Annotated in this window: 20 protein-coding genes; all 20 read right to left on the bottom strand. The window is 45.3% G+C overall.

Going from position 1 to position 26030, the window contains the following annotated elements:
- Positions 1-1434 (bottom strand): lipopolysaccharide biosynthesis protein, encoded by a 1434-nt coding sequence (locus BQ2633_RS02595; protein WP_075564893.1) that lies wholly within the window; start codon positions 1432-1434, stop codon positions 1-3.
- Between the two features lie 63 nt (positions 1435-1497).
- Positions 1498-4026: an SLBB domain-containing protein gene (locus BQ2633_RS02590; RefSeq protein ID WP_176720078.1), complete on the bottom strand. Its 2529-nt coding sequence runs from the start codon at positions 4024-4026 to the stop codon at positions 1498-1500.
- A gap of 13 nt (positions 4027-4039) precedes the next feature.
- Positions 4040-4657 carry a sugar transferase gene (locus BQ2633_RS02585; RefSeq protein ID WP_141700113.1) on the bottom strand — a complete coding sequence of 206 codons (618 nt, stop codon included), beginning with the start codon at positions 4655-4657 and terminating at the stop codon, positions 4040-4042.
- Positions 4658-4870: 213 nt separating this feature from the next.
- The gene (gene rny / locus BQ2633_RS02580) at positions 4871-6403 is read right to left on the bottom strand and encodes a ribonuclease Y (RefSeq protein ID WP_075564891.1); all 1533 of its coding nucleotides are present in this window, start codon (positions 6401-6403) and stop codon (positions 4871-4873) included.
- 80 nt (positions 6404-6483) lie between these two features.
- Positions 6484-6783 carry a cell division protein ZapA gene (locus BQ2633_RS02575; RefSeq protein ID WP_083233910.1) on the bottom strand — a complete coding sequence of 100 codons (300 nt, stop codon included), beginning with the start codon at positions 6781-6783 and terminating at the stop codon, positions 6484-6486.
- An 18-nt stretch (positions 6784-6801) separates the two neighbouring features.
- Positions 6802-7095, bottom strand: coding sequence for a hypothetical protein (locus tag BQ2633_RS02570; protein ID WP_075564889.1), 294 nt, complete (start codon positions 7093-7095; stop codon positions 6802-6804).
- Between the two features lie 40 nt (positions 7096-7135).
- Positions 7136-7774 (bottom strand): hypothetical protein, encoded by a 639-nt coding sequence (locus tag BQ2633_RS02565; protein WP_075564888.1) that lies wholly within the window; start codon positions 7772-7774, stop codon positions 7136-7138.
- Between the two features lie 146 nt (positions 7775-7920).
- Entirely contained in the window at positions 7921-9183 is a 1263-nt protein-coding gene (locus BQ2633_RS02560) for an anaerobic sulfatase-maturation protein (RefSeq protein WP_075564887.1), read from the bottom strand.
- A 156-nt stretch (positions 9184-9339) separates the two neighbouring features.
- On the bottom strand, positions 9340-10131 hold the full coding sequence (gene nagB / locus BQ2633_RS02555; RefSeq protein ID WP_075564886.1) for a glucosamine-6-phosphate deaminase: 792 nt from the start codon (positions 10129-10131) through the stop codon (positions 9340-9342).
- Positions 10132-10490: 359 nt separating this feature from the next.
- Complete coding sequence (locus BQ2633_RS02550; protein ID WP_083233909.1) at positions 10491-11798, bottom strand: TolC family protein; 1308 nt, start codon at positions 11796-11798, stop codon at positions 10491-10493.
- A gap of 55 nt (positions 11799-11853) precedes the next feature.
- A complete protein-coding gene (locus BQ2633_RS02545) occupies positions 11854-12969 on the bottom strand; it encodes an efflux RND transporter periplasmic adaptor subunit (protein WP_075564884.1) in 1116 nt (371 codons plus the stop codon).
- A gap of 63 nt (positions 12970-13032) precedes the next feature.
- Positions 13033-14286 (bottom strand): ABC transporter permease, encoded by a 1254-nt coding sequence (locus BQ2633_RS02540; RefSeq protein ID WP_075564883.1) that lies wholly within the window; start codon positions 14284-14286, stop codon positions 13033-13035.
- A 17-nt stretch (positions 14287-14303) separates the two neighbouring features.
- Complete coding sequence (locus BQ2633_RS02535) at positions 14304-15551, bottom strand: ABC transporter permease (RefSeq protein ID WP_075564882.1); 1248 nt, start codon at positions 15549-15551, stop codon at positions 14304-14306.
- A gap of 72 nt (positions 15552-15623) precedes the next feature.
- Positions 15624-16334, bottom strand: coding sequence for an ABC transporter ATP-binding protein (locus BQ2633_RS02530; protein ID WP_075564881.1), 711 nt, complete (start codon positions 16332-16334; stop codon positions 15624-15626).
- Positions 16335-16506: 172 nt separating this feature from the next.
- Positions 16507-17337: a GIN domain-containing protein gene (locus tag BQ2633_RS02525; protein ID WP_083233908.1), complete on the bottom strand. Its 831-nt coding sequence runs from the start codon at positions 17335-17337 to the stop codon at positions 16507-16509.
- An 81-nt stretch (positions 17338-17418) separates the two neighbouring features.
- Positions 17419-17826, bottom strand: coding sequence for a GntR family transcriptional regulator (locus tag BQ2633_RS02520; RefSeq protein ID WP_075564879.1), 408 nt, complete (start codon positions 17824-17826; stop codon positions 17419-17421).
- Between the two features lie 33 nt (positions 17827-17859).
- Positions 17860-18738: a hypothetical protein gene (locus tag BQ2633_RS02515; protein WP_075564878.1), complete on the bottom strand. Its 879-nt coding sequence runs from the start codon at positions 18736-18738 to the stop codon at positions 17860-17862.
- A gap of 30 nt (positions 18739-18768) precedes the next feature.
- Complete coding sequence (locus BQ2633_RS02510) at positions 18769-19632, bottom strand: ABC transporter ATP-binding protein (RefSeq protein WP_075564877.1); 864 nt, start codon at positions 19630-19632, stop codon at positions 18769-18771.
- Between the two features lie 1028 nt (positions 19633-20660).
- Entirely contained in the window at positions 20661-23972 is a 3312-nt protein-coding gene (locus BQ2633_RS02500; RefSeq protein WP_075564875.1) for a C10 family peptidase, read from the bottom strand.
- Positions 23973-24089: 117 nt separating this feature from the next.
- Positions 24090-25787 (bottom strand): AMP-binding protein, encoded by a 1698-nt coding sequence (locus tag BQ2633_RS02495; RefSeq protein ID WP_075564874.1) that lies wholly within the window; start codon positions 25785-25787, stop codon positions 24090-24092.
- Positions 25788-26030: the final 243 nt, after the last annotated feature.

Here is a 26030-nt window from a genome sequence, read left to right as displayed (position 1 = left end):
CTAGGTGAGTGATTTAAATTTTTGTTGGAGAAAATGGAAATCAGCTTTCAAGAATTGGGTAAAAATGATTGCCAATAATACCATGGCAACACCACACTGTAAGAGGATTATTTCCCAAAGTGGTAAAGTTGTTCTACCTATAGCATATAGACAGATTCCGATGATGAGAGCAGTGGTGTGGTAAGGGAAGATGTCTTTTACCTGTTGTTGCCACGAGTAGTTATGCAGATGTCGATTGCCGAAATAGGCATTGATAAAAAATGATAAGACAGCAATAGCGACAATGCCCCAAATTAGCGCTGTGAATCCTGTGAACAAGGTAATGGCAACAATGCAAACAGCCATAAGTTTCTTGGCAACTTCTATGCGTAGAAAAAGTTTGGCTTCGCCATAAACTTGCAAGACATTCTGATGAACTACGATGAGGGGCTGAAACAAAGCCGAAATGCAGAGAAGGCGCAGTATCGGTGCAGCTTCAATCCACTGAGGGCCGATGATGACAAGTATGAGCTGGTCGGCGGTTCCGGCTATTATCGCAAATAGAATGGAGAAGAGAAGGGAGGACTTGCTGAGGAGTGTACGTATGAATTGGGTAAACTGCTGCTCATCGTGCTTATGTTGCGTCAAAACGGGTAAAGAGACACGCTGCAATACCATAGCAAAATTGATAGAAAGGATGGAAGAGAAGTGCTCAGAACGCGAATATAGTCCAAGGGTGTGTGGCTTAAAGACTTTTCCTATGATGAAATAGTAGAGGTTATTGTACACCGCGTCTATAAGACCTGACAGAAGAATTCGCGATCCAAATGAGGACAGTTCACGAGCAGAGGCCGAGACAAATTGCCAACGTGGAACTTGGCGAATGAAACTCCAAAGTGTTAGTGTGTATAGGGATTGTCTCACAATTTGCTGAACAATAAAAGACCAGATGCCATAGCCTTTATAGAGCATCAAAACAGCTATTGTTGCCGCTATCAAAGAAGAGGATAGAGAAGCAAGCGCTTGCGTTTTGAAGTTAAGGGCTTTGGTCAGCTGGGCTTTAGGGACAATGGAGAAGGCTGCAATGATGACGATCAGCCCTAACCATCGGACAGTATCTGTGAGAATGGGAAGCTCTAAACTTTGAGCAAAGGGGGGGGCGCAAAGAAAGAGGATACCATAGACTATGACTGCTGTGAGTGTATTGAGAAAGAAGCCTGTGTTATAATCGGCGGGACTTACTTTGCTCTTGCGGATCAAGGCTGTTGATATACCTCCATCAGCAATGATATTGGAGATGGTGACTAATATGAGCGAAAGTCCAATAACAGAATAGGCTTCTGGCGACAAAGCACGAGCCAGCAGGATACCAACGATGAAGTTGATACCTGTGCCCGAGAAGTTGTCGATGACTCCCCAACCTAGACCTTTAGAGAACTTTCTGCTGGTGCTCATGGGTGGTGACGCCTTTACAGACGTGGTGAGATTATAATATTATCTAGATAGAAATAGTTTGCTTTATCTTTTCAGTGCACTCACTGCTACTGCTGCTAGAGTTGTCAGACTCATGACCAGCGAAATGAGCTGAGTTAGATTCATACCTTGACGCTTAGGCCTGGCAGGAACCACGATGTTGCTACCGGGCTGAATGTCTCGAGAAGAGCGCACACGCTTCACGGTACCATTCATTTGGATGGCAAACACTCTGCTTTTCTTTGACTTCAGACTATAACCACCACATTGATCGATGTAGTGTGAAAGGCTGGCGCCAGGAGTGTAGGCTAGGGTAGTGGGGTACATCACTTCACCACTTACGCTTACAGTGTTGGTGAACTGTGGAATGATGAGGCGATCGCCTTCGCGAAGAATGACGTCCCAGCGGTCATCGCCAGGATTGGTCATAGCAGATTCTAGATGAATCGCTACATAAGGCACGTCGTTAATTTGAATTTTGCGAATGTCGGTGCTGTCGTTAAGCGTCGCAATTTTGATTAACTCTTGTTGCTTGAGTTTTTCAACATCAGTGAGTTGACGTTCTAGACGAGCTCCTTTGGCATAGGCTTCTTTTGTGAGTCCACCAGCCGCAGCAATAAGGTCGGTGAGGCGGTATTTTTTCTTAGTAATCACATAAGTACCTTGAAATTGTACTTCACCTTCAACCTTAACGTGCTGTTGTTCTACATATCCTGGTGAGGTGCGAACGTAGACTTCGTCGAAAGGCTGGAGTACGAAATCAGGAGTACCATCGATGATAAAACCGTCCTTCAGCGAGAAACTAAAGAATTGTGCCACTTGTTCGCCAGAAGATACAGCTTTCTTGTCGCGGAATCGACGCGCAATATCCACCTTTGCTACACTGGCTTTATCGGTCAATCCGCCAGCTTGTAGAATGAGTGACTCAATACTGCTGTTCTCTGCATACTGGTACGAACCTGGGTATCTCACTTCGCCGTTGATGGTGAGGAGTAATTCTTCGTTGGTATCTTTGCGCGAAGGTATAAAGACGGCATCCTCATTCTGGAGAGGGACGTCTGCTTCTTTGTGCTGCATCAATTCGCCCACGTTGAAGTTTTTCACTTCTAATGTTCGGTCTGCACGATAGCGATGAATGATACCTCGAGTGGAAATGGCATCTTCTGTGAGGCCACCTGCGGTTTGTATGAGTTGACGAAGGGTAGAGATGTTGCCATCCATCTGATACTTACCAGGACGCATGACTGCACCTCGGATTTCTACGAGATTTTTGTAGCGATCAAGCACAGAATCCACCCAAACAGAGTCGGCATCTTGGAGTTGAAACTTGCCTCTTTCAAATTCGTTGAGGCTATATATGCTCATTGTTCCACCTGCCTTTCGGATGAGGGTGATATTGTCGCTAAAAGCATCACCAGTGAATCCACCTGCGTATTTAATCAAGGTGTTCACACTCTCCGTCTTTTTCATTTCGTAGAACATGGGACGTTTTACCTTGCCCGAAATGTTTACTAAACAATCGTATGTGTCCACGTAAATGACATCGTCAGAGGTCAGACGAATGTTGCCCGTTAGTTTTCCATTAAGGATGTAGTCATAGATATCGACCGTCGATACCAAACGGCCTTTACGTAACACTTTGATGCTACGCAATGTTCCGATATCATTGACTCCGCCCGCCATATATAGAGCATGGAACACAGTGGCAAAAGCTGACACAGTATAAGTGCCAGGAGTCTTTACCTCACCCATCACATTTACTGTGATGGTCTTAGTTTGACCCACGGTGAGTTTTATCTGTGATCCGCCGAAACGTGAGCCCAAAGTAGAGCGCAAACGTTGGTTGGCTTGTGCAACGGTGAGTCCATTGACATTGATTGGACCATATCCTTCGATGTTAATCACACCTTCGGGGGAGACTGTAGATTCAAATTGTTTTTGAGATGCTCCCCACACGTCTACATACACTGCGTCTCCAGGTCCCAACAAATAGTCACTGGGTGTGGCTATGTTCATTTCCGATTCGAAAGAGAGCTTTTTGTTATTGAAGATGTCTCGACCAAAGACTTTCTTTTTGTTTTGATCAATCTGAAGCATCTCTCGCTCATACATTTCTAAAGAGTCGGGAAGTATGAAGCTTAGGTTTTCATCCAAATCCAACTCTTGTTGTTCGCGATAGCGTTGACGTTGATATGGGGTTAGTTTACTTTCATCCACTTTTTGTTTGTTTTTCGTGGGAAAGTTTTTGTTTGTCTTGGAGGATTCTTCACGAATATCGCCATTGTTTTGTCGTAATCGCTTAGCTGTTTTACTATCCACTCCTGAGATGTTGACAGCACCTTGTACTTCCTTCTTCTGTTGACGCTCATAGTTGCGACGAATCTTTTGGATTCGATCCACAGTCACCCCTCTCTCCATGAGTTGGGTAACAATTTGAGAGCGAGGTGTTCCTTTTGCATTTTCTTTGACGATATAGTCCATGATTTGACTATCGGTCATAGTGGACTGCGCAAAGAGCAGTCCACTACAAAAGATGAAGGAGAGAGAAAGAAGGAGGTATTTGAAGACTTTCATAAGCTTGTATTGGCTAGGAATTTTGCGAAGCATCTTGTCTACCTGTGAAGAACACAACAGCAGTAGCAAAGATGATTTTCAAATCAGTCCAAAGTGAGAGACGATTTTGGTAGTCAAGGTCCATTTCTAGACGGCGCAACATTTTGTCTATAGTGTCTGTATATCCATTGTAAATTGCGGCTTCAGAAGTGATACCAGGGCGTGTGGTATAGAGCAAAGCGTAACGATTGTCGCGCTCCATGATTTGCTTGATGAAATAGGCACGTTCAGGGCGGTAGCCCACGAAAGACATTTCGCCTACAAGGACGTTCCATAGCTGTGGGAGTTCGTCCAAATGATGTTTTCGCAAAAATTGCCCGCAACGTGTGAAGCGAGTGGAATTGGTGGTGTTGACCAATTGTGGACCGTCAGCTTCTGCATTAAGTTCCATCGTGCGGAACTTAATGATGTGAAATGGTTTTCCGCCTTTCCCGATGCGTTCTTGTCTAAAAAAGGGAGTCCCTGGTGTTGTGATCCACTGGAGTATCAACACTGCCAAAAAGACTGGAGAAATAATGACAATACCAACAAAGGAAAAGAATAAATCAAAAAATCGTTTAGAGATTCGATGAAGAAGATGAGGCTTCTTCATCGAATCTAAATATTCATGACAAATAGAGTCTGCGGTTTTGGAGCTATGGTGTTGTTGCATGACTAACAAGATAGAGGCACCTCCACACGAAGTGGACTTTCTCATCGTTCGTTTATAGGCTAACGCTACACTATTGTTTTTATTGCATTATAAGTGCAAAGAAATGAAGAAGGCGTGCACTTTTGCATAGCCTTCTCCAAATACGGAACAGAATTATTTAGCGTAGCTCACTGATCTCGTCTCACGGATGACGGTAATCTTCACCTGGCCAGGGTAAGTCATCTCGTTTTGGATGCGTGTAGCGATATTGTTGGAGAGGTTTTCAATCTCCTTGTCGTCAATCTTATCAGCACCAACAATAACGCGCAGTTCGCGGCCAGCCTGGATGGCGTAGGTCTTCATTACGCCAGGATAACTCATGGCTATGTTCTCTAAATCGTTCAAGCGCTTCACATAGGCTTCTACGATTTCTCGACGTGCACCAGGACGTGCACCAGAGATAGCATCGCAAACTTGTACAATAGGCGCAATGAGAGAGGTCATTTCAATCTCATCATGGTGAGCACCAATGGCGTTGCAGATATCGGGCTTTTCTTTATATTTTTCAGCAATTTTTGCTCCGTACAGTGCGTGTGGCAATTCTGTTTCTTCATCGGGTACCTTACCTATGTCGTGCAACAGACCGGCACGCTTAGCTTTCTTAGGATTCAACCCTAGTTCTGCTGCCATGATACCACAGAGATTTGCAGTTTCACGAGCATGTTGCAACAAGTTTTGTCCATAAGAGGAGCGATATTTCATTTTACCCACGATACGAATCAACTCGGGGTGAAGACCATGGATGCCCAAATCAATAGCGGTACGTTTACCGGTTTCAATCACTTCTTCTTCCACTTGCTTAGACACCTTGGATACCACTTCTTCGATGCGAGCAGGGTGGATGCGACCATCAGAAATGAGATGGTGAAGCGCCAAACGAGCTATTTCACGACGCACGGGGTCAAATGCACTGATTACAATGGCTTCTGGAGTGTCATCCACTACGATTTCTACACCAGTAGCCGCTTCTAGAGCTCGGATGTTACGACCTTCACGTCCGATGATGCGACCTTTCACTTCATCGTTATCGATGTGGAAAACGGTAACACTATTCTCAATTGCTGTTTCAGTAGCAACGCGCTGAATCGTCTGAATGACGATGCGCTTAGCCTCTTTGTTTGCATTGATTTTAGCTTCATCCATAATCTCATTGATGTAGCTTTGAGCGTGGCTGTGTGCCTCTGCTTTCAGACCCTCAATGAGCTGATTTTTAGCTTCCTCCGCTGAAATTCCAGAGAGTTCCTCGAGCTTTTCAATTTCGCGCTGGTGCATTTTGCTAAGCTCTTCTTCTTTACGTTGCAACAGCGCCTCTTGATTCTTGACACGATTTTGGTGAGTGTCCAATTCTTGCTTCGAGCGATTGATTTCTTCTTGGCGTTTGTTGAGACTCATTTCGCGTTGTTTCAACTTATTCTCCGTTTGGAGTATATGTTGATTGCGTTGTTGAACCTCTTTTTCAAGTTCAGCCTTTTTGTTCAAGAATTTCTCCTTGACTTCTAAAAGTTTTTTCTCCTTGATTACGTCTGCCTCTTTTGTGGCTTCGTCGAGTTTGTGTTTGTAGATAGACGTCAAAATGTAGCGAAAACAGAGATATCCTCCGCTTCCGCCCACTAAGAGCGCTACTAAAGCTATGATAAAGTAGGTCATTATCTTTGTATAGAATTATGTCTTGTTGCGGTTATTGTTGTAGGGGTGATGGAAGAGTGTCGCAGAATGCTTCCAATCTTTTATTCCTCCTTGAGTGCTTCTTCAACTTCTAAGTTGAGCTGCTTCATAGAAGTTACTAGTGGATCCACGCTTTTCTCCTGTTGCATTTGGAGAATTTGCATGGCAAAGTCTACCAGCACCGTAGTACTATAGCGGTCTGCACTGTGATTAGGCTGTGCTGTGCGGTAGACATTAAATTTGCTGTTAATCATGTCAGCTGCCTTACGAAACAGTTCCTCCTTTTCACGAGGCACTGTGTACATGTATGGCTGGTTATTAATCAGCAATCTGATTTGTAGCTTATCACTTGTGTTGGGCATGTTAATCTGCTGTCAAACTTACACATTTAACAAAGCAATGCACTTGTCGATTTCGCGAATCAGCTTATTGATTCGCTTTTGTGCTGCTTGGTTTTCGGCCGTTGTGATTTCTATCATCTTGGCCATTTTGAGATTTGCATATTGCTGTTCGAGAGTTGCAATACGTTGTTCCAATTCTTGAACGCGTGTTTTCTCTTCTGTTAAAGCCTGATTAAGCTCTTTATTGTGTTCAAGCGTGTCTTTATGCTTGATGATGAGCTGGCGAACATGCGTTTCAAATAGATGTAATATCTTTTCTTCTTCGGCAGTCATAGGCAGTCATGAATTCTTCAATGAATACTCTTGCCAAAGTTTACGCATCTTTTGTGTCAGCCTTTGGCTCTTTCTTAGCGAGCATTAGCACGTTGTAGACAAACTCTGTCATCCATGCTTGTGAATATCCAAGTTGAGCTTGGTAGCCACGCACATTCATCACGGCTTTCTGCACACTCGCATCACTCCAAGAGTTCTTGGTGAAGATGTCACGAACTGACTTTTCGGTCAAGTTGCGCAGTGCACCACGAAGGAATGAGGGAAGACGGAACTTCCAGCTCATTAAGTTGCCCATTAGCATCATCAACTCTTGGGTGAATCCCTGAAACTGAAAGAGATAAGTCTGCATGTCATTCACGTTTCTGCAACGACGTTTTATGCTATCATCGATTTCTTTGAAGAAGGTGTCTGAGATACCATAAATCTCATTCATCATCTTCTTGCACTTATTTTTTTCTGCTAGACCAATCTTGTTATTGAGGGTCTGCACCTTAAGTGTTTGTTTGAAGACTCTAAGATCGGGTAGGGCACGAAGGTCACGAAGACCAAAAGAAGAAGCCATAACGGCTTGGTAGTATACGCGAATAAGCGTCATGAAATCCTCAGTACCTCCCACGCGCCAGCCTTGTTCTTGTACGCTTTTTGAGGAGCCACCAAAGAATTTAGAGAAAATTCCCATAGGGTTGTAGCTTGGAGAGCATCAAAAAATGCTCGGTGTTTCGTTGATAGTGGATTAGTTAGGGCGATTCTTCTGAAAAACGCCTTTATATCTTCCTGCAAATTTAGCATTTATTCTTCAGTCTGCCAAACCCTACAGCGGAAACCCTAAAGTTTTCCTTGTTTTGCTAGCACATTCATAATGTTGGCTGGAGGCAAATTTGCTTGAAGTTGTCGTTTCATAAAGTCCATGTAAGGAGCCACATGATGATAATACTGTTGCCAACCTTCGCAGAGATAGGGATGTCCCCATTCTCCCTCTAGACTTTGTGTGAATCGGGTGCGTGGACAATCTCCGTGGCAAGCAAATCTCCACTCACACATTTTGCATTGCTGCGTGAGGAGTTTACGTTTGTTCTCTCCAAATTCTTGTTGTTCTGGGCTATAAACCATAGATGCTAGCGATTTCTCCATGATATTTCCCAACTTAAATTCTGGGAATACATAGTGGTCACAAGCATAAACGTCGCCATTATGTTCCATCGCTGTGGCATGCCCACAGGTTTCTGCCATAGTGCATAGACTTCCAGGGACTCCCATCCATCCAGCTAAGGTAGAATCAAACATTTGTACGAAGAATTCTCCTACATCATGGCGCACCCATTCATCGAAAATGGTGCATAAGAAGTTACCCCACGCTTTGGGCGACACGCTAAACGGAGCCATTTCCGCTGTAGTCAGTCCTTCGATGGGAGAAGCCAAGAGTCTACCATCAGGATGGCGGTAGATGCGTTCAACAATAGGAGTGAACTGCAGGTAGTCGCAACCAATGGTTTTGAAGAAGCGATAAAACTCTAAGGGATGTTGTGCATTAAAGTCATTCACCACAGCCATCGCATTCCAGTCCACGCCACAGCGTTGCAGAAGTTCCACTCCGCGCATCACTTGTCGCCAGGTGCCACGTCCCGATCTTGATATTCGATAATGGTCGTGCATTTCTTGCGTTCCATCTATGGATATGCCAACGAGAAAGTTGTTGTCTTTTAGGAAGTTGCACCAGTTTAGTGTGAGTAGAGTTCCATTGGTTTGCAACGCATTCTCAATGGTCTTTCCTTGTGCATGTTTCTCTTGCAGACGGAGGGCACGTTCGTAGAAACTCATAGGACGCACAAGTGGTTCGCCACCGTGCCAAGTGAAAAGCACGTTGTCGGTGGGCTGCGTTGCAATATAATCATGGATGTATTTCTCCAGCAACTCATCGCTCATCTCTTGTCTGCCAGACGCTGCATAGAGTTTTTGTTTTTCGAGATAATAGCAATAAGTGCAGTCCAAATTGCACGCCGAACCAGCAGGTTTAGGCATCAGATGAATAGGGTGCATGTCTATGGAAAAAGGGTGAAAAATCTTCGCTCCGAGAAGCAAAGTGAGCATATCTGTTTTCAGAAGTACGAGGGTTGAACATCGAAGTCACTGGGCTTCCTTGCAAGACGAACAGTCTTCTAAAAACAGCAACGTGTCTTTGCTCACCTATGAGAAGGCGGAGCAAAGACACGCTAAGAAAGGGAGATAAGTGATAAAGTGTAGGGATTACAAGTTATCCTTTTCGATGTCTTTGAAGTACTTGTAAGTACCTACTTTGATTTCTTCGCAAGCCGCCTCGTCACATACGATAATTCCGTGAGGGTGAGTTTGCAAAGCAGAGATGGTCCAAGCTTGGCATACAGGACCTTCGATAGCAGCTTGCAAAGCACGCGCCTTGTTGTGGCCGTTGCAGAGGATGAGTACTTCTTTAGCAGACATCACAGTGCCAACACCTACAGTGAGAGCGGTAGCAGGAACAGCATTAGGGTCGCCACCGAAGAAACGGCTGTTAGCGATGCGAGTGTCAGTTGTGAGTGTCTTTTCGCGTGTGCGGCTGTTGAGAGAAGAGTAAGGCTCGTTGAAAGCAAGGTGACCGTCAGGTCCAATGCCACCGAGGAAGAGGTCGATGCCACCAAATTCGGCAATCATTTGTTCATAGTGAGCGCACTCAGCTGCCAAATCTTCAGCGTTGCCATTGAGGAGGTGAATATTCTCTTTGGGGCAGTCGATGTGGTTGAAGAGGTTAGTAGCCATGAAAGAGTGGTAGCTTTCAGGGTGTTCTTCAGGAAGACCAACATATTCGTCCATGTTGAAGGTAACAACATGCTTGAAGCTTACGCGACCTTCTTGGTAAGCCTTCACGATGGCTTTGTACATGCCGATTGGGCTAGAACCAGTGGGCAATCCCAAAACGAAGGGTTTTTCTGCGGTTGGCTTTGCTGCGTTGATCTTATTTACAACGTAATCAGCAGCCCATTGCGACAATTTTGCGTAATCGGGTTCGATGATAACTCTCATGGTGGAAAGATAGTGTATATGTTGTTTTTGATATAATATATTATCGACTAGGTCGTTTGTCTGTTTGACTTTACAAAGATACGCATTTTATTTGGTATTAAGATTATCCGCCAACTATTTTCTACGATCTAGTGATATTTTTCGATGCCTCTTCCATATATTCTCATTACTTATGCAGGAATAGTTGAAAAATCTCCGAATTTTCATTTGAAAACTCGGAGGTTTTTGATGGCTAGTAGGAGCATCTTTCCATTTATTCGGAAATCTGCAGAGCGCTGTCTGTGATTTAGAAAGGCGAAGGCAGGGTGGGCAAGGCAACGCTTATATGATGATGCTAAGCGATGATAGGTGTCTGCTCATTATTGCAGCGGTTCGCCAGCGTAGAAATCCAGAATCTTGGTACGGAACATATAGTCGTAATAAGCTGTGAGCCGTTGAGTAGCAGCATTAGTGTGTTTTTTACGGGCTTCGTCGTATTCCGTGCCATTAGCTTTCCCAGCTTCGTATTTCTTTGTCACGAGATTGAGGGTGGTTTCCGACGCCTGCTCTGCCGTCTTTGCTGCAGTCCACTTTTGTTGGGCTGCTACCGCATTGTAATATGCGTTTTGAATCTCTTTATACAGCGTTTTTTTGAGATTTTCTTCCTCCAGTTGTTGATTCACCACTTCGAGTTTTGCCTGTTTCACACTATTGCGCGTGCTGTATCGATCAAAGATGGGAAAGCTCAAAGAGAGTGCAAGAGAAGAAGCAAGGTTGTTGCGAATCTGTCTATTGAATGCTTCGTTGGTGAATCCCGAAGTATTGTAATAATTAGTGCCCAGACCAGCAGAGAGGGAGAGGGTAGGAAGATAACCCGAACGTGCCACCTTCACTCCCATTTGTGCAGCTTCTGTGCGAAGTTTTGCCACTTGCAGTGCAGGACGCTGAGGAAGTGCGAGTGCAAAGACGGCATCAGCACTTTCTGGCAGATGAGGAAGTTGAAGTGATGCAGGCGAAGCAATGTGTAAACTATCAGGTGTAGAGAACTCGAGCAATTGAGAGAGTTCGAGTAATGCCAAGTTATATTGACTCTCTTCTTGCACAATAGAGGCTTGGTCTTGCGCCACTCGCGATTGTGCCTCACTGAGTTCCACTTGTGCCGCCTTGCCTGCCTGAATCAAACCAACAAGTCGACTCTCTTGGAGTTGAGAAAGCTGCAAGTTGGTCTTTGCTTGTTGCAGCAATTCTTGTTGGTAGAGCACTTGGAAATAGGCTTGTGTCACTTGCAATCCCAGGCTTTCACTCAGTCGTTCGATGTCTGCTGTGGCTGCTTGCAGATTGAGTTCTGCACGCTTGCGCTCGTTGCCAATGCGGAAGCCTGTAAAGAGCGGCATATCGGCATGCACTCCCAAGGAAGAAGAGTAGGTGTTGCGCGTATCATAGGTGTTGTTTGCCGTGAGTCCGCGTCCGAGCGATAGATTTTGGTTAAGACTAGCACCCACTTGGGGAAGGCTAGCTTGTTTGGCAGACTCCAAGGCTATCTTTTGCTGCTGTTGTCCCACTTGCGCTTGTCGCACACTGACATTGCGTGCCACTGCGCGGTCTATGCATTGGCGCAACGTGAGGGTTTGCGCGCCCACCATTAGCGGAAAGCCTGCTGTGAGGAGCATAAATATGATTTTCTTCATAATCGAGGCTAGTGTATGAGTGATAAAACCTTAAGAATATGACCGACCATTAGGGTTATTGGTCTGTCGTTACTTCTTGTTGGTTGCCGCGTACACGGTCTTTAGTGGTAAGTCCTTTGATAATCTCAATGTTTACGCCATCGGACAAGCCAACAGTCACCTCGCGACGTTCAAATGTTTGAGGAACAGCGCCTGGCTTGCTTGTCACCACATAAACTACGGTCTTGTTGTTCTCGTGAACAATCGCACTTTCGGGAACGGTGAGCACGTGTTTGCGAGCCTCTAATACGATGGTAGCGTTGGCACTATAGCCAGCGCGGAGTTGGTGACCACTGTTGGGGGCAATAGCTCCCTTGATTTCAAACTGATTGCTTTGAGTGCCAGAGCTCACTTTAGGGGCAATAAATTCTAACTTCGCAGACAACGTAGCATCGGGCAAAGCACCGACGGAGATGTCCATGGACATTCCGTTTGTGAGCAAAGCCACTTCCGTTTCGTCAATGGTGCCTTTGAAGAGCAAGTCTTTCATGTTTGCCACCGTCGCAATCGTTGTACCTTCGTTGAAGGTGTTGCTCATGATCACTGAATTACCCACTTTCACAGGGACGTTAAGGATGATGCCGTCAATGGTAGAGCGAACCATCGTTGTGGATTGTGCTGCCATAGAGCGGCTCACACCTTCTTTAAGAATTTGCAGTGCCTCTGTTGCATTCGCCAATTCTTCTTTGTTTTGACGAAGCGACAAGTGCGATTTCTCCATCTCTTCGGTAGAAATGAGCTGCTGATCGTGGAGTTGTTTGTTGCGGTTGTAGTCGCGTTGAGCTTGCGCTAAGTTCAGTTGCGCCAATCGCACGCGATTTTCTGCAGAGTTGAGCGAACTCATGTCTGGAATCACTTTCACACGCGCTATCAACTCTCCTTTTTTCACCGACTGTCCAGCTTCTTTGTAGAGTTCCGCCACGATGCCAGAAATCTGGGGTTTAATGTCCACTTCGTTGCGAGGTTCTATCGTCCCCGTTGCCACGGTGGTGCGTTGAAGGTCGTTATAGGCAGGAGCAATTTCTTCAAAAGTTGCTTCTTTCTTTTGTGTCTTATTGTAGAGGAAGACAAAGGTGCCAATAAAAATCACTCCAAGAAGGATGAGACCAATGATTTTAATCGCTTTTTTCATGATGCAAGAATATAACTTGTTATTAGGAATATGAGGAAAGAATGAGGTAGTGCCAGACGACTCTTATTCATCGCGGATGGCGTCAATCGGTTTGATGGCAAGTGCTCGAAGCGAAGGGGCTATGCCTGCTAAAACCCCAATGATGGAAAGGGCAAACAATGCTCCAACCGCTACTGGGAAGCTGATGAAGAATCCGCCACTCGGGTAAGATTCCGCCATAGAATGTGCAGCTATGTCTATACCGCTCAAAATCCACACCGATATAATGATGCCACCTATGCCAGCAAGTAGGGTAATGACCACGCTCTCTGTCATAATTTGAGAGAGGATGTCGCGTGGTTTGGCACCGATGGCGCGGCGAATACCGATTTCTGTAGTGCGCTCTTTCACGACTACCATCATAATGTTGGAGATACCAATGGCACCAGAGAGCAAGGTGCCGACACCGATGAGCCATACGAGGATGTTGATGCCAGAGAACAGTGCTGTCACCATTTGAAACATCGATTCCATATTGATGCTCATATAGGCAGCGGTGTCTGTAGGATCCACAGAGTGTCGTTCACAGAAAAATCTTTCCATTTGTGGTTGAATACTGCTGATCGACACATTATCTTTCACCACCACTCCGATAATAGCGATGTCATTGCCCGATTTCGTTAAGTTTTGAGCCACAGAGAAAGGGATAAACACCGAATAGCTGCTATTCCCACCCACACCAAAATTACTGATGATGTGAGACACCCCCACCACTTGCAGATACATACCACCAGATTGTACGTACTTTCCTAGAGGGGTAGGGTCGTTGGGGAAGAGTCGCGATGCAATGTTTTTACTGAGCACACATACACGTCGCTGATTCACCACATCTGCCATCTGAATGAAGCGCCCCATCACGATGTGAGGATTTTCAATTTGATCATAGTTAGGATATACTCCTTTCAGGGATACATTCTCCTTATGTTGCTTGTGGGTCATTTCTGTGAAGAGCCCCAACACCATAGGCGTAGCGAGTTTCACCCCTGGCACTTGTTTGGGGAGAGCTTCTACATCACTCAAATGCAACATCCAAGAGCGGTCTACTTGGAATCCCTTATAGGGTTTTGTCGTTTTCCCCGGCATGAAGAAATACGAGTTTTGTGCAAATCCATTGAAGTTGGATTCTAGAATTGCTCGAAAACCATTACTACCACCCATGAGGATTGTGAGCATAAAGATGCCCCAAAATACTCCGAAGGCAGTGAGCAAGGAGCGCGATTTGTTGCGACTCAGGGTTTGCCAGATTTCAGACCATTTGTCGAGATCAAATATAGTCATAGTCTTGAATTTTGGAGTTATTTGGCATTGAGCGCCGTAATGGGCTTAATTTTTACCGCTCGTCGTGCAGGGAAGAAGCCTGCCAAGAGTCCAGCGATGATGAGTGTCAACAAAGCAGAGAAGGCAACGCTCATGTCAATCGTGGGGTCAAGGAAGGTGTAGAATCTGAAATTGAGAAATTCTGTGACTTGTTGCCCTGACACTACATTCATCCATTCGGTGGCAGCAATTCCAGCTACAAGACCGATGTAGCCAAAGAATAGCGTGATGATAACGCTTTCTGCGAGTACACTGCGTAGTATCGCCCAGGGACGTGCACCCAGTGCTTTGCGGATACCAAATTCTTTAGTCCTTTCTTTTACGGTGATGAGCATAATGTTAGAAATACTCACCACACCACTCATCAGCGTGAGCAACCCAATCACCCACAATGCACGTTGGAGCATCGTCAAAGCTAAATTTTGCTCTTTTGCTCCTTGAGCTACACTGGATATCCATACTGCACTTTCGTCGTCTTCTGCGAAATCATGGCGAGCCCCTAAACTCTTACACCATGCCGCTCTCAAAGCCTCAAAAGATTCATCTACTTCAGGCTTATAAGTTTGTACCACAATTTCTGGAATATCAAAGCCCGTGTGAAAGATGGTACGATATGTGGTAAAAGGGATATGGCATCGGCTCTGTCCTTTATTACCATTCGACTCCAGCACTCCCACCACTTGGTAGGCCACTGAGTCTATGTTCAGATAATCGCCAATTGCTGCCTCAATGCTGCCGAATGTTTCTTCTGCACTATAGTCAGGCATCACCACCACTTTACGTTGCTCTTTGATGTCTAGTTCATTGATATAGCGTCCTTTTGCGAGGGATAATCTTTCTATATTGTAAGCTTCAGGAGATTGTCCGTATAGGGTTGTTTTGAAATAATGTTGGTGTGCAGAAGCTGTTTTTTCTGAGCTAGTTAGTTTACCAGCAGTAGACTTCACTTTGTTCTTTGCCACTACCGCTGTGTTGTCAACGTCTATGTTGTCAAATTTAATGTTGCGATCTTCTTTCCAACCTTTGAAGGGCTTAGATGTATAGCCTGGGTAGATGGATATAGCATCGGTGCTAAACATCTGATTGTTGTGATTGAAGGCATGAATCAGCCCATTCCCTGCTCCGAGGAGGACGATGAGCAGAAAGATACCCACCGACACACTCAAGCCTGTGAGCGCAGTGCGGAGCTTATTTTGTTGAAGTCGTATGAAAATGTCGTGCCACATAGTTCGCTACGTTATAGGAGTGACAAGAAAAGCAAACTTTCTTGAAAATAGTCATAGGGTTGGGAGATGAGACTATTTCATCAAATCTCCAAAAGGTTGCAGCGCATTGGGATCATTTTCTTCGATGCGTCCAATCACGCCATCTGAAAGATGAATGATGCGTTTTGTGCGGTAAGCCACACCACTTTCATGGGTCACCACAATGATGGTGCGTCCTTCAGCATTGAGATCGGTGAGTAATTGCATCACCTCACCCGAGGTCGTGGAGTCCAAGGCTCCAGTGGGTTCGTCTGCCAACAGAATCTGCGGATTAGTGATGATGCTACGTGCTATCGCCACACGCTGTTTCTGTCCACCCGACAATTCGTTGGGCAAATGATGTGCCCAATCTTTGAGTCCCAAACGATCGAGGTGTTCCATCGCAATCAGGTTTCGCTTTTTGCGCGATACCCCTTGGTAGTAAAGCGGAAGTGCCACGTTTTCAAGTGCCGTCTTATAATTGATGAGATTGAATGATTGGAAGATAAAGCCAATCATACGATTTCTATAGTCGGCTGCTTTGTTTTCTGAGAGATTTTTAATGAGCGTTCCACCGATGTAGTAGTTGCCCTCATCATAGGTGTCGAGAATACCGAGAATATTGAGTAGGGTAGATTTCCCCGAACCAGAACTTCCCATGATGCTCACGAAGTCACCCTCATCTATATCGAGGTTTATGCCTTTTAGCACGTGCAATGGCTGAGCAGCATAGTAAGTCTTGTGTAGATTTTCGATGTGAATCATAAAGTAGAACTTTTGTAGAATGGTTGTGAAGTGTGACTGTCTAATGCACGAAGCTGAATGGTATACTAATACTTAGACACCTCAGTGCCGTGCGGTGGGCAATGAGGTGTCCAGAGCAAAAGAAATAGAATAAGGTGTTGTCTGGTGTTGTCTTTTACAACAGCCTTTGGGTTTATTTGAAATGATTTTGAGCCTGACCGCCGTTCATCACTGCTTGTTTGAACACACTTTGTGCGTTGAAGTGGAGCGTACCGCCATTGTAGATTTCCACAGCAGCGCGTTTGCTCTTCAAACGTTCTGCTTGAATCTTTCCGCCATTGTTGATTTGATATTTACTCACATTGGCAGTGCCCACCAGTGCAATATCACCGCCATTCGACACTTCGGCATCAGATTCGCTCACTGTAGCACCGTTCACGTTGATGTTGCCACCATTATTCACGTCCATTTCCAACTTGGCCACTTCCACATTTCCGATTTGGAATGTACCACCGTTGTTCACTTCCACATCCAATTCCGATGCCTTAGCACTCACCAATTTGATTGTGCCGCCATTGTTGAGTTCAAAACTAAGTTTGCCACCCACATTGAGCGGTTGAGCGATGTCTATCATACCGCCATTGTCGAGCTCAAAGTCTTTGATGGCATAGCCCGTGATAGTGACCACGGTTTTCTCGTTTGCCACCTGAATTGCGCTGGAATAGTTGATCTTCAATTCGTCATCGTCCACGTGCACCATCACGTCTGAAGGGGAGATGTTACTTGTTGTTACTGTGATGCTGGGTGTGCCTTCTGCCACATATTTCAGCGTGATGCCATTGCTCACGGTCACGCCATCGAAGTGAGGCAAGCGACCTACGGTACGAGTTCCTCCTCTTTGAGCAGACGAGGTGGAAGATGATTTCAAATCTATCGATTGTAGATGGTATGCCATACGTCGACACGAAGCGAAAGTTACGGCGGTCAAAAGACCGAGAGTGAGAGTGAATATCATTCGTTTCATAGGATGAAGCGTTAGGATGAGTTATTGTGTTGAATAGTTAGTTTGTGTTGGAGAAATCTTACGAGGATAGTATCGAAATGCCTAAACAATGCTTGTTGTTTGCGCCATACTGTTCTGCCCCTCTTGTCGTTGAGAAATCAGTTGTTGCAAGCGTTCGACCACCTTACTGATAGGAATTCCGAGGTGTTGCATTTGGTGCGCCAAATCAGGGAGTAATTGGTTGAGCAAATCATCTTGTCGTAAATCACTAATGATTTGTATTGCATCTGGACTAACAAAGGAGCCTAAGCCGCGTTTGTTGTAGAGAATACCTTTCTGCACCAATACGTCGAAAGCCTTAACCGTGGTGTTTACATTCACCTGTAGTAGTGCGCTATAGTCACGCACGCCAGGCACACGTTCATCGGCGGAGTACTGTCCTGCGAGGATTTCGTCCATCAAGCGTTCTGCAATTTGCAGATAGATGGGTTGTCCGTCGCGGAAATTCATTTTGTTGTATGTTAGAAAATAGAAAACTAGAAATTATTGTCCCACCCAATGGCGAGGCATGAGCGAGGCACGTTTACGGATGCGATAGCCGAAATAGATATTCGCTGCGAGCCATACCCAGCCAATTAAGTAATATGTAGTAAACACGATGTTCACAATCAATTTACTTTCATTGTCATACCAGTTATAAATATCGGAATAATAGACGATCACAGATGTCGTGATAGCCGAAAAGATGACAAAGATGATGAAGCAGAACAAGGAAGTCATAATAAATGACTTTTTACGAAAGACTGCGCCACCCCAGAGATAAAAGCTCCATAATACGACGATAGAGAAAATGGGTAAGCTGCGTAAGCTCCATGAACCTAGCAGAGGTTGGAAATCTTCTGAGGAAAATGGTGGAATCACCAAACTGTCACAGACATTGGCTAGCATCTTGGGGGTAAACCACACATAATCTAAATCAAAGGCTTCCACCACAAAAAAACCTACTAAGTCTGTGAAGAGAAGTGCACTAAAGGAAAGCACAATAGCTCCGAGATTATAGAGAATAAAACGCGAAAGCACTTTTTCTGCCGTTGTGGCTGGAGTCATCAGTTGAACGATCCTTTTGCTGCGTTCTATTTTTAGCGAAAATACAGCTGAAGCACTAAAGATGAATGCCGCATAGAGGGTTATGCAGCCTATGCTAGCCATGCTGTGCGCCATTATTCCTAATGCTTCGTAGGTATCCTCTTCATTGTAGCCATTGGTGAAGACCTGCAAGACATTGTAGATGAAAAGAAGGAGGGCAATGAGAAAGCCAACTTGGAGTCCGAGGTAATAACGCAAGTGCGTCTTCCAATGTTCCACCACATTTTGGCGCAATAACCATCCAACACGTTGGAAATTAATTTTGTGGAAATCCATAATCGAGTATGTTTTAGAGGTGAAACAAAATTAGAATGAGGCTATAGTCCCATTATTCGCTGCTTCTGCTTGGTGAAGCAAGTCAGGATATTGCACGATGGCATTAAAGAGTAGCTCCAGATTGATGGGAGTTTCTTCACGGCCTTTAGTGGGTGTGATGACTGCAGAACCTGAGAGTGAGGGCTCCACGTAGAGTGCGTCATCGAGGGGCGCTCCATAAGGGCGTTGTTCAAAGCGTAGTAGTTTGCTCAATTCGGTGGTGGAGTTATCTACCAGTAAGTGTGTGCCTTCGATGAGCACCACATGGTCAATGAGTTGTTCCACATCGTGCACTTGGTGGGTAGAAACGATGATGGTGCGATTTTCATTCATCTGCGAAGCGAGGGTTCGGCGGAATTGCATCTTGGAGGGGATGTCCAGACCATTGGTGGGTTCGTCCATGAGCAGATATTTAGTGCAAGTGGCGAGGGCAAAAGCCATGAACACCTTCTTTTTCTGTCCCATAGAGAGCGCAGTGAGATTAAATTCTGCGGGAATATCAAAATCGCGAAGCACTTGGTGCAACACCTCTTCTGAGAAGTTGGGATAGTACACACGATTGGTGCGGATAAAGTCTTTGAAACTAACTGCAGGAAGGTCTATTTCTTCGGGGACAATCATGATGTCTTGCAACATTTCGGGATGTCTGTCTTGAGAAACGTAGCCATCTACGAGCATCATGCCTTGGTTGGGACGGAGTAGTCCTGAGATGAGATAGAGTAGGGTAGATTTGCCAGTACCATTTCTGCCAAGTAGTCCAATGATTTTACCATTGGGGATGTTCAAGGTGAAGTCTTCAAACACCTTGTAGGCAGACTTGCCGTAGTTGAAGTGGAGGTTTTGTATCGTTATCATAGAAATTCTATGTTTTATGATTTGTCCAAATCATAGGAGTTATCCCTGTGTTTGGGTGTAATAGTGTTGTGTTACACTGCGAATGTCCGAGTTTCTTTTGAGAGCACCAAATCTTTTTCAAGAAAAATGCGGTGAAAGGTGAAAATTTAACGATTTGACTGCTGGAGGATACGGAAACTTGTGTTTTTGTATAGCAGATTATGGGTGAGGTGTGCAAGGAGGGTGTTGCTACAAGCAATGATTTGCGTGCTTCATGAGCTGCACTCCCTCTATAGATATGGGTAGCAAAGCACCGAAAGTGAGAAAATCTGACTTAAAAGAATGAAAAATGCTCAACTTTTGAGGAGAAAATCACTGAAACCGCTCTTTTTGTAGTGTAGAGATGTCAATGGTGAAGGTTCAAAAAAACATCGAATTATTAAGAGCTGGTGAACAGCGAAATCAAAAAGTGCTTGTTCACCTATATCTTTCACCTGGTGCTGCTGTATTGTGTGGCAAAAGGAGTACAGTTTCTCGCGCGTACGCGTGACGCGCGCGCATTCCCTAGCAACTTTGCATTTTTGCTTTCACAACCTTCACATAAACGAGTCGTTGCATGTGACAAGTTTTCTTAGATGCTCTTATCGCTTGGAGAAGTTCAACGTAGAGATTTCCGTTCTGAATACCTTGATTTTTTGCCAAGTCTTAAAAAATGTCCGAAAGGGGGCTGTAAGCGTTTGTGTGATAGTGCGTTACAAAGAAATCTGTGAAGGTTGTGAAAGCAAAAAGGTCAAAATTCCTGTTACGTACGCGCGCGCGAGGAAGAGAATGATAAAAGAGAGAATTATGAAAGGATGCAAATGGATCAAGTGTCAGAAACTACGGTATTGGAAAGATGTCGGAGTTATACAAAAAAATCTCCCACGTTTTCTGAAAAACGTGGGAGATTTTCTAAATTTCGTGGGAGATTTTTTGAGAAACGTGGGAGTTTTTAGGCTCCCTCTCCGTGCTATCTCTTCTCCAGTGGGATGGTGATGGAACGAAAAGGCTTAGTACAGCACCTTTTGTCCACCTACAATCAAAATTTGTCCGGGCTTAGGATCTGCAATACGGCGTCCAGAGAGTTCGTAGAGAGGAGCATGCTCAATGGGCAATGGAGTGACTGCCTCGATTACCGTAGGGTTAATCTTGAAAATGGGGTTGTAGTCTAGCGTTGTTGAGCGTACGATGTAGGCACGGAAAGGACGTTGCAAAGCCTCTAAGCGGTAAAAGGCTTGTTCCTCGCCAGAGAGTGCATATACTAGTGCAGAGGTTGCAAGTTGTGGGGTGAAGACAGAGCCGCTGAGCACATTTTCCTCTGTGGTAAATGCAGGGACGGGTGTCTTGCCAAGACTGATTTGGAAATGCACGTGGTGAGCCCAGTCTTTTTTTACCAAGAAGGCTGTATTGGCAGGGATTTCACCAGTAATCTTGTGCAATTCTAGTTGTCCATCTTGGTTGATGGTGGCGCGGAAAGCTGTGGCACCTATGATGGTGCCTTGCACAGGAGTGTAAAAACTAGCCATGCCGTGAGGAGCCAGGGTGATGGGCAGGTCGTTCACTCGTTCTGCGATCATTGGGGTGGCAAGAGTGATGTCTGAATTGTTCGTGCCGCGCGGACGAATTTGAGCATCTTGTTGCACCCAGTGGAGAGGACTTCCTTTTTGTCCTTCGGGAGCGAAGGTGAGCACTTGGTTCCAGTCTTGTTCTGTAGCGTTCCATTGGAGCATGCGTCCCGTGGCGAGCGAAATGATGTAATCGCCTTCTCGGTAGAAGATGGCACGTAGATGTGTCGCTTCATCGTTCAATTGTGAAGTGCTGAGGCTGCTCTCTTCTATATTTTCTGGGCTCGGTGCTACCACATAGGTTGATTTCGTTGGGAGTTTTAGGGTGAAAAACTCTTTAGATTGTGGCACGTAAGTCTCAGATGTCTTAGGTGTATAAATTGAGTTTTTGAACCAGTAAGTGCGACTAATGCCTACTGAAAACGGAACTTCTATTTGGTCACCATTTTCCAGTTGTTGCACAACGACAAGGGTGTAAGGCTTGTTGTTATTGACCGTAAGTTTGTCGTTTTTCAGCCAGCCTGACTGGAGAAGTCTAACCTGGTTGCCATTGATGGAGGTGTTGTCGAGGAAGTTGGATACGAGTGGAATTCTTACTCCTGTGGCTTGTTCCTCAAAATAGCATTTGAGCTTGCCCTTAAATGGGGCGTTGCTCTTGTTTTTTACAGATAGAGCAAAGGTGAAGTTCTGATTCATTGGAACCTGGTTCTGAGCATAAGCCTCGCCTGATCCGTCTAAGAATGCAGTTCTCAACACCAAGAGTTGAGAAGTCTGCAATGGAGGCTTCACCTCAAGCGTCGTGGTCGTGTGATTGTCCGCTTCCTGCACGTCCAACCAGAGGTCTTCATATTGTTGAATCAGTGCATCTTTTGCCCAAAGCATTTGCGCCTTCACCTTGTAAGTTCCAGGAGTGAAATCAGAAGGGAGGTCGATGTTAAGCGCAATTTGACTAGTTTGGAAATCTGACATTTCCACCTCGTCAGGATGAGTCTGTGCGGTGTACACTACCACGTTGTCTGCATTGAGCAACGACAACTTCAATGTGGAACGTTTATATGCTGCTTGAAGAATGTGGATCGGGCACAACAGTTTTGTAGACTCTCCCGCACGCAGTGGGGTAGCACTGACGGGCTTTCCATCCCATTCATAACCCGCACCGGTGTAAAATTCGCGTAAGATGTGGGCTTTGCCTGCTTCGATTTTTAAGGCCAAATTGGGCATCTTACGAATGGGGAAGAATTGAGTCGAATTGGCTTGTGCACTAGGCTGGCAAATAGGAACGATGCTGTAGCGACCGTCGGGCAGTTGGTTGACATCGAGATTAAAGGTCAGGGGAGCTTGGTAAAGACCGGAGTTGGGCAAACTGAGCATTGTGGCATTGTAAACAGGGTCTTTCACCATTTGCTGTTGCTCGCTGTAGATGACCAAACCGACTTTTCCCTCAAAGGACGCACCACTATTGTAGATGTATTGGAGCGATACCTGCAAGGGCTGTTGTTGTGGTTGAATTTTGGATTGAGCATTCACGAGTCGAAATTCTGTACCTTCGTTTCCTGTGAGCTTGGGCGATGACTTTTTAAACTCCGTGGGTAGGGTGCTAGTGCCATTCTTGAGCGGATGGATTAAAATGGCTTCCATACCTTTACTGAAACTGAGGGCTTGTCCGTTAAACTCTGCTCCGGAATTTTGCACATTGATGGCATTGATGGAGTAATATCCATCGGCTGAGCCTCCCCATCCGAAGTTCATGTGGGTGAGTCCATTTTCGTCGTATCCATCAGCCACCCAGGCATGTCCATTTTTACCAGCTGTTTGAAAGCCAGATAAATATACTGGATAGCCGTTGCTGATTTCTTTGTGCACAATCTGTGCGAAGTGTGTTCCTTCTGCTGATTTAGAAAGAATGGCAACATCATATTGGAAGTGCTCTTGGAGCGCCTCTTTAGCATTCCAAGAGAGGGTACCACTATACCAAGGGGTGTATTGCATTTGGGTGGCAATACCCACATCTTTCATTAACAAGGCTACTGCTTGTTGCTGCTCTGGTGTAGACTTTGAGCGATACTCATCGCGCATGAGGTGCCAATCGTATTGCGATTTTGAGAAGTCTGCCGAGAGTCGGTCTTGATAGTGCGTCACGGTGTAGGCTGCTTTTCCCACGCCCTTTTCGGGCCATTTGTGAAACGCCATGATTTGTGCTACTGCAGTGGCGACACAGCCTGAATAAGGATAGGGACTGTTCAGGTCTGGTCCGAGTTGCAGATTGTAGGGGAAGTCTTGGTTCCACTGGGTCTTGAGCAGGGGCAACACTTTGTCGGCAGCAGCGGAAGTCGTAGACTTTCTCTGCATCTGTGGAGCATGATGCTGCAAAGCTGTAAAGGTCTGTTGATAGGCTTCGAGGAGATAGCGAGTGCCAGGGTTGAGTGCTGTGGTGTCAAGATTGTGCTGGTCGCTATAAGCCAATACCTCACCCATGGCATTGTCGCCTGCCACCAATACAAAGCCTTGACCTTTTGCGTCGTTGAAAAGGTAATATGGAGCTGGCTTAGAGTTGCGGGGCTTGCGGTTATGATGAGCGGATAGGGTCTTGATTCGTTGCTTATCTTGAGCCTTGACTTGTACATATTGACGTGCGATGTCTAAGGCTGTAGCAGGAGAAATGACATCTGCAAAATGTGGTAATGTTACCAGCGCTACTGCACAAATGGCTAAGAAGCGTTTGTTGAATGAAGTAGATAGCGATGATGAATGACTCATGTAAGTGTCGTGAAAAATTGTCTAGGGTTAGTATCGCGGAAAGAGCTTTGTTGGTTTTGCCAACAAAGCTCTTTTGTAAGGAATGCGATACAAATATGTCGAAAAATGATGCTTAGCTTAAATTTCAGCATCAGCATAGAGGAAGCGTTTGATAGAACGCTTGGGCGTTTTCTCAAATTCTTCTTCATAGAGACGGAAACCAGAGATTTGCTCGTAGCTATTGACCATTGCGTTGAGTTCGCGGCGATTTTCTTCCATTTGTTTTTGGAGGTCTTCTTCGCTAAGAGCTGCCTTTTGCGCTTCGTCATAATCAGGATGAATCAGCGCATAGAGCTTTTCTCCTTTTTGAATCACAATGCTCTCCATGACAAAGGGAAGCGTGTTGAGCTTGTCTTCGATTTCTTCGGGATAGATGTTTTGTCCACTTGCACCGAGAAGCATATTTTTGCTGCGACCACGGATATAGAGGTTACCTTCTGCATCGAGGACGCCCAAGTCGCCCGTGTGATACCAACCATCGGCATCAATGGTTTGGGCTGTCGCTTCGGGATTCTTGTAGTATCCCAACATTACGTTGGCACCACGTGCGAGGATTTCACCAACTACGTGTGTGGGATCGGGACTGTCGATACGCACTTCCATGCGAGGCGCAGCCTTACCACATGAGCCAAGTGCAAACTTACTCCAGTCTTCGTAGGTGATGATGGGTGCACATTCTGTGGCACCATAACCGACGGTGTAGTTGAAGCCAATACGGTGAAGGAATTGTTCCACTTCTTTGTTGAGAGCCGCACCCCCAACGATGATTTCGTAGAATTCTCCACCAAATACTTGTTGGATAGCCGTTTTTACCTTCGTCAAAATGCGGTCGCTGATGATGGGCAAACGTAAAAGAATCTTCATTGAAGGCGTCTCCAGTTTGGGCATCACCATCTTCTTGATGATTTTCTCAATGATGAGGGGTACGCTAATGACCACTTTAGGCTTGACAGCTGCAAAGGCTTGAACAATAATCTTCGGAGTTGGTTTGCTTGTAAGGTAATGTACGTGGAGACCAAAGAGGAATTCAAAGAGGAATTCAAAAGCCATGCCATACATGTGAGCCATGGGGAGCATAGAGATGATGCTATCTCCTGGTTTCACCTTGTCTCCAAGTACTTCAGTCGCAAACTCATAATTAGACCATACAGCACGATAGGGAATCAATACACCTTTAGAATTTGAAGTTGTACCAGAGGTGTAGTTGATCATCGCTAAGTCTTCACCATTAGGAGCCTCACGGTAGACAACGTGCTCTTTGCGGAAGTACTTGGGATAGCGCTCACCATAGAGAGCATTAAGACGTTCGCGAGCAGCAGTGAGTTCTTCGTTGCGGCTCAATTTGAGCATGAAGTCGGGGATGTAGATGATCCCCTCAAGATTGGGCATTTCTTCTGCCAAATATTCTTCTTTATCTCCTTTGAGGTCATTGTACACCATATCTCCTACGAAGAGCAAACGAGCTTCGGAGTGGTTGACAATGTTGTGCACTTGTTCGTGCTTAAACTCGTGGAGGATGGGCACTGCCACTGCACGATAGGTGAGGATTGCTAAGAAAGCTACCGCCCACTGTGAGGAGTTGCGGCCACAAATCGCGATTTTATCACCAGGGTGAATGCCAGCAGTCTCAAAAAGGATATGAAGTTTTGCAATCTTGCGCGCTACATCTTTATACTGTAACGTGCTACCATTGTAGTCGGTTAACGCGTTGCGATCCCAGTGGGTGCAAAGGCTTTCTTGAATTAGACGATTAAAGTCTTTATATTGGTATTCCATTGAAACAATGTAGATGTTATGTCTAACTTTGGGGAGCAAGATTAGAAATGGGGTATTCCTGCTCAAAAATGGCAAAAAGTAGAAATAATCTATTTGCGCAAAGAGCTACGATATGTGCAAAAGTACAATATTTTTGAGACTTAGCAAGGAGAAAGCGAGAATAAACTGCACATAGACCGATATTTTTGTGTAATTTTGTCGCTGCATATTGGCTACTTCGCCTGGTTTCAGACAGAGTCATTC

It is taken from the genome of Ihuprevotella massiliensis (assembly GCA_900095835.1).
Lineage (GTDB): Bacteria > Bacteroidota > Bacteroidia > Bacteroidales > Bacteroidaceae > Alloprevotella > Alloprevotella massiliensis.
This window is presented reverse-complemented; position numbering and strand designations above follow the sequence as displayed.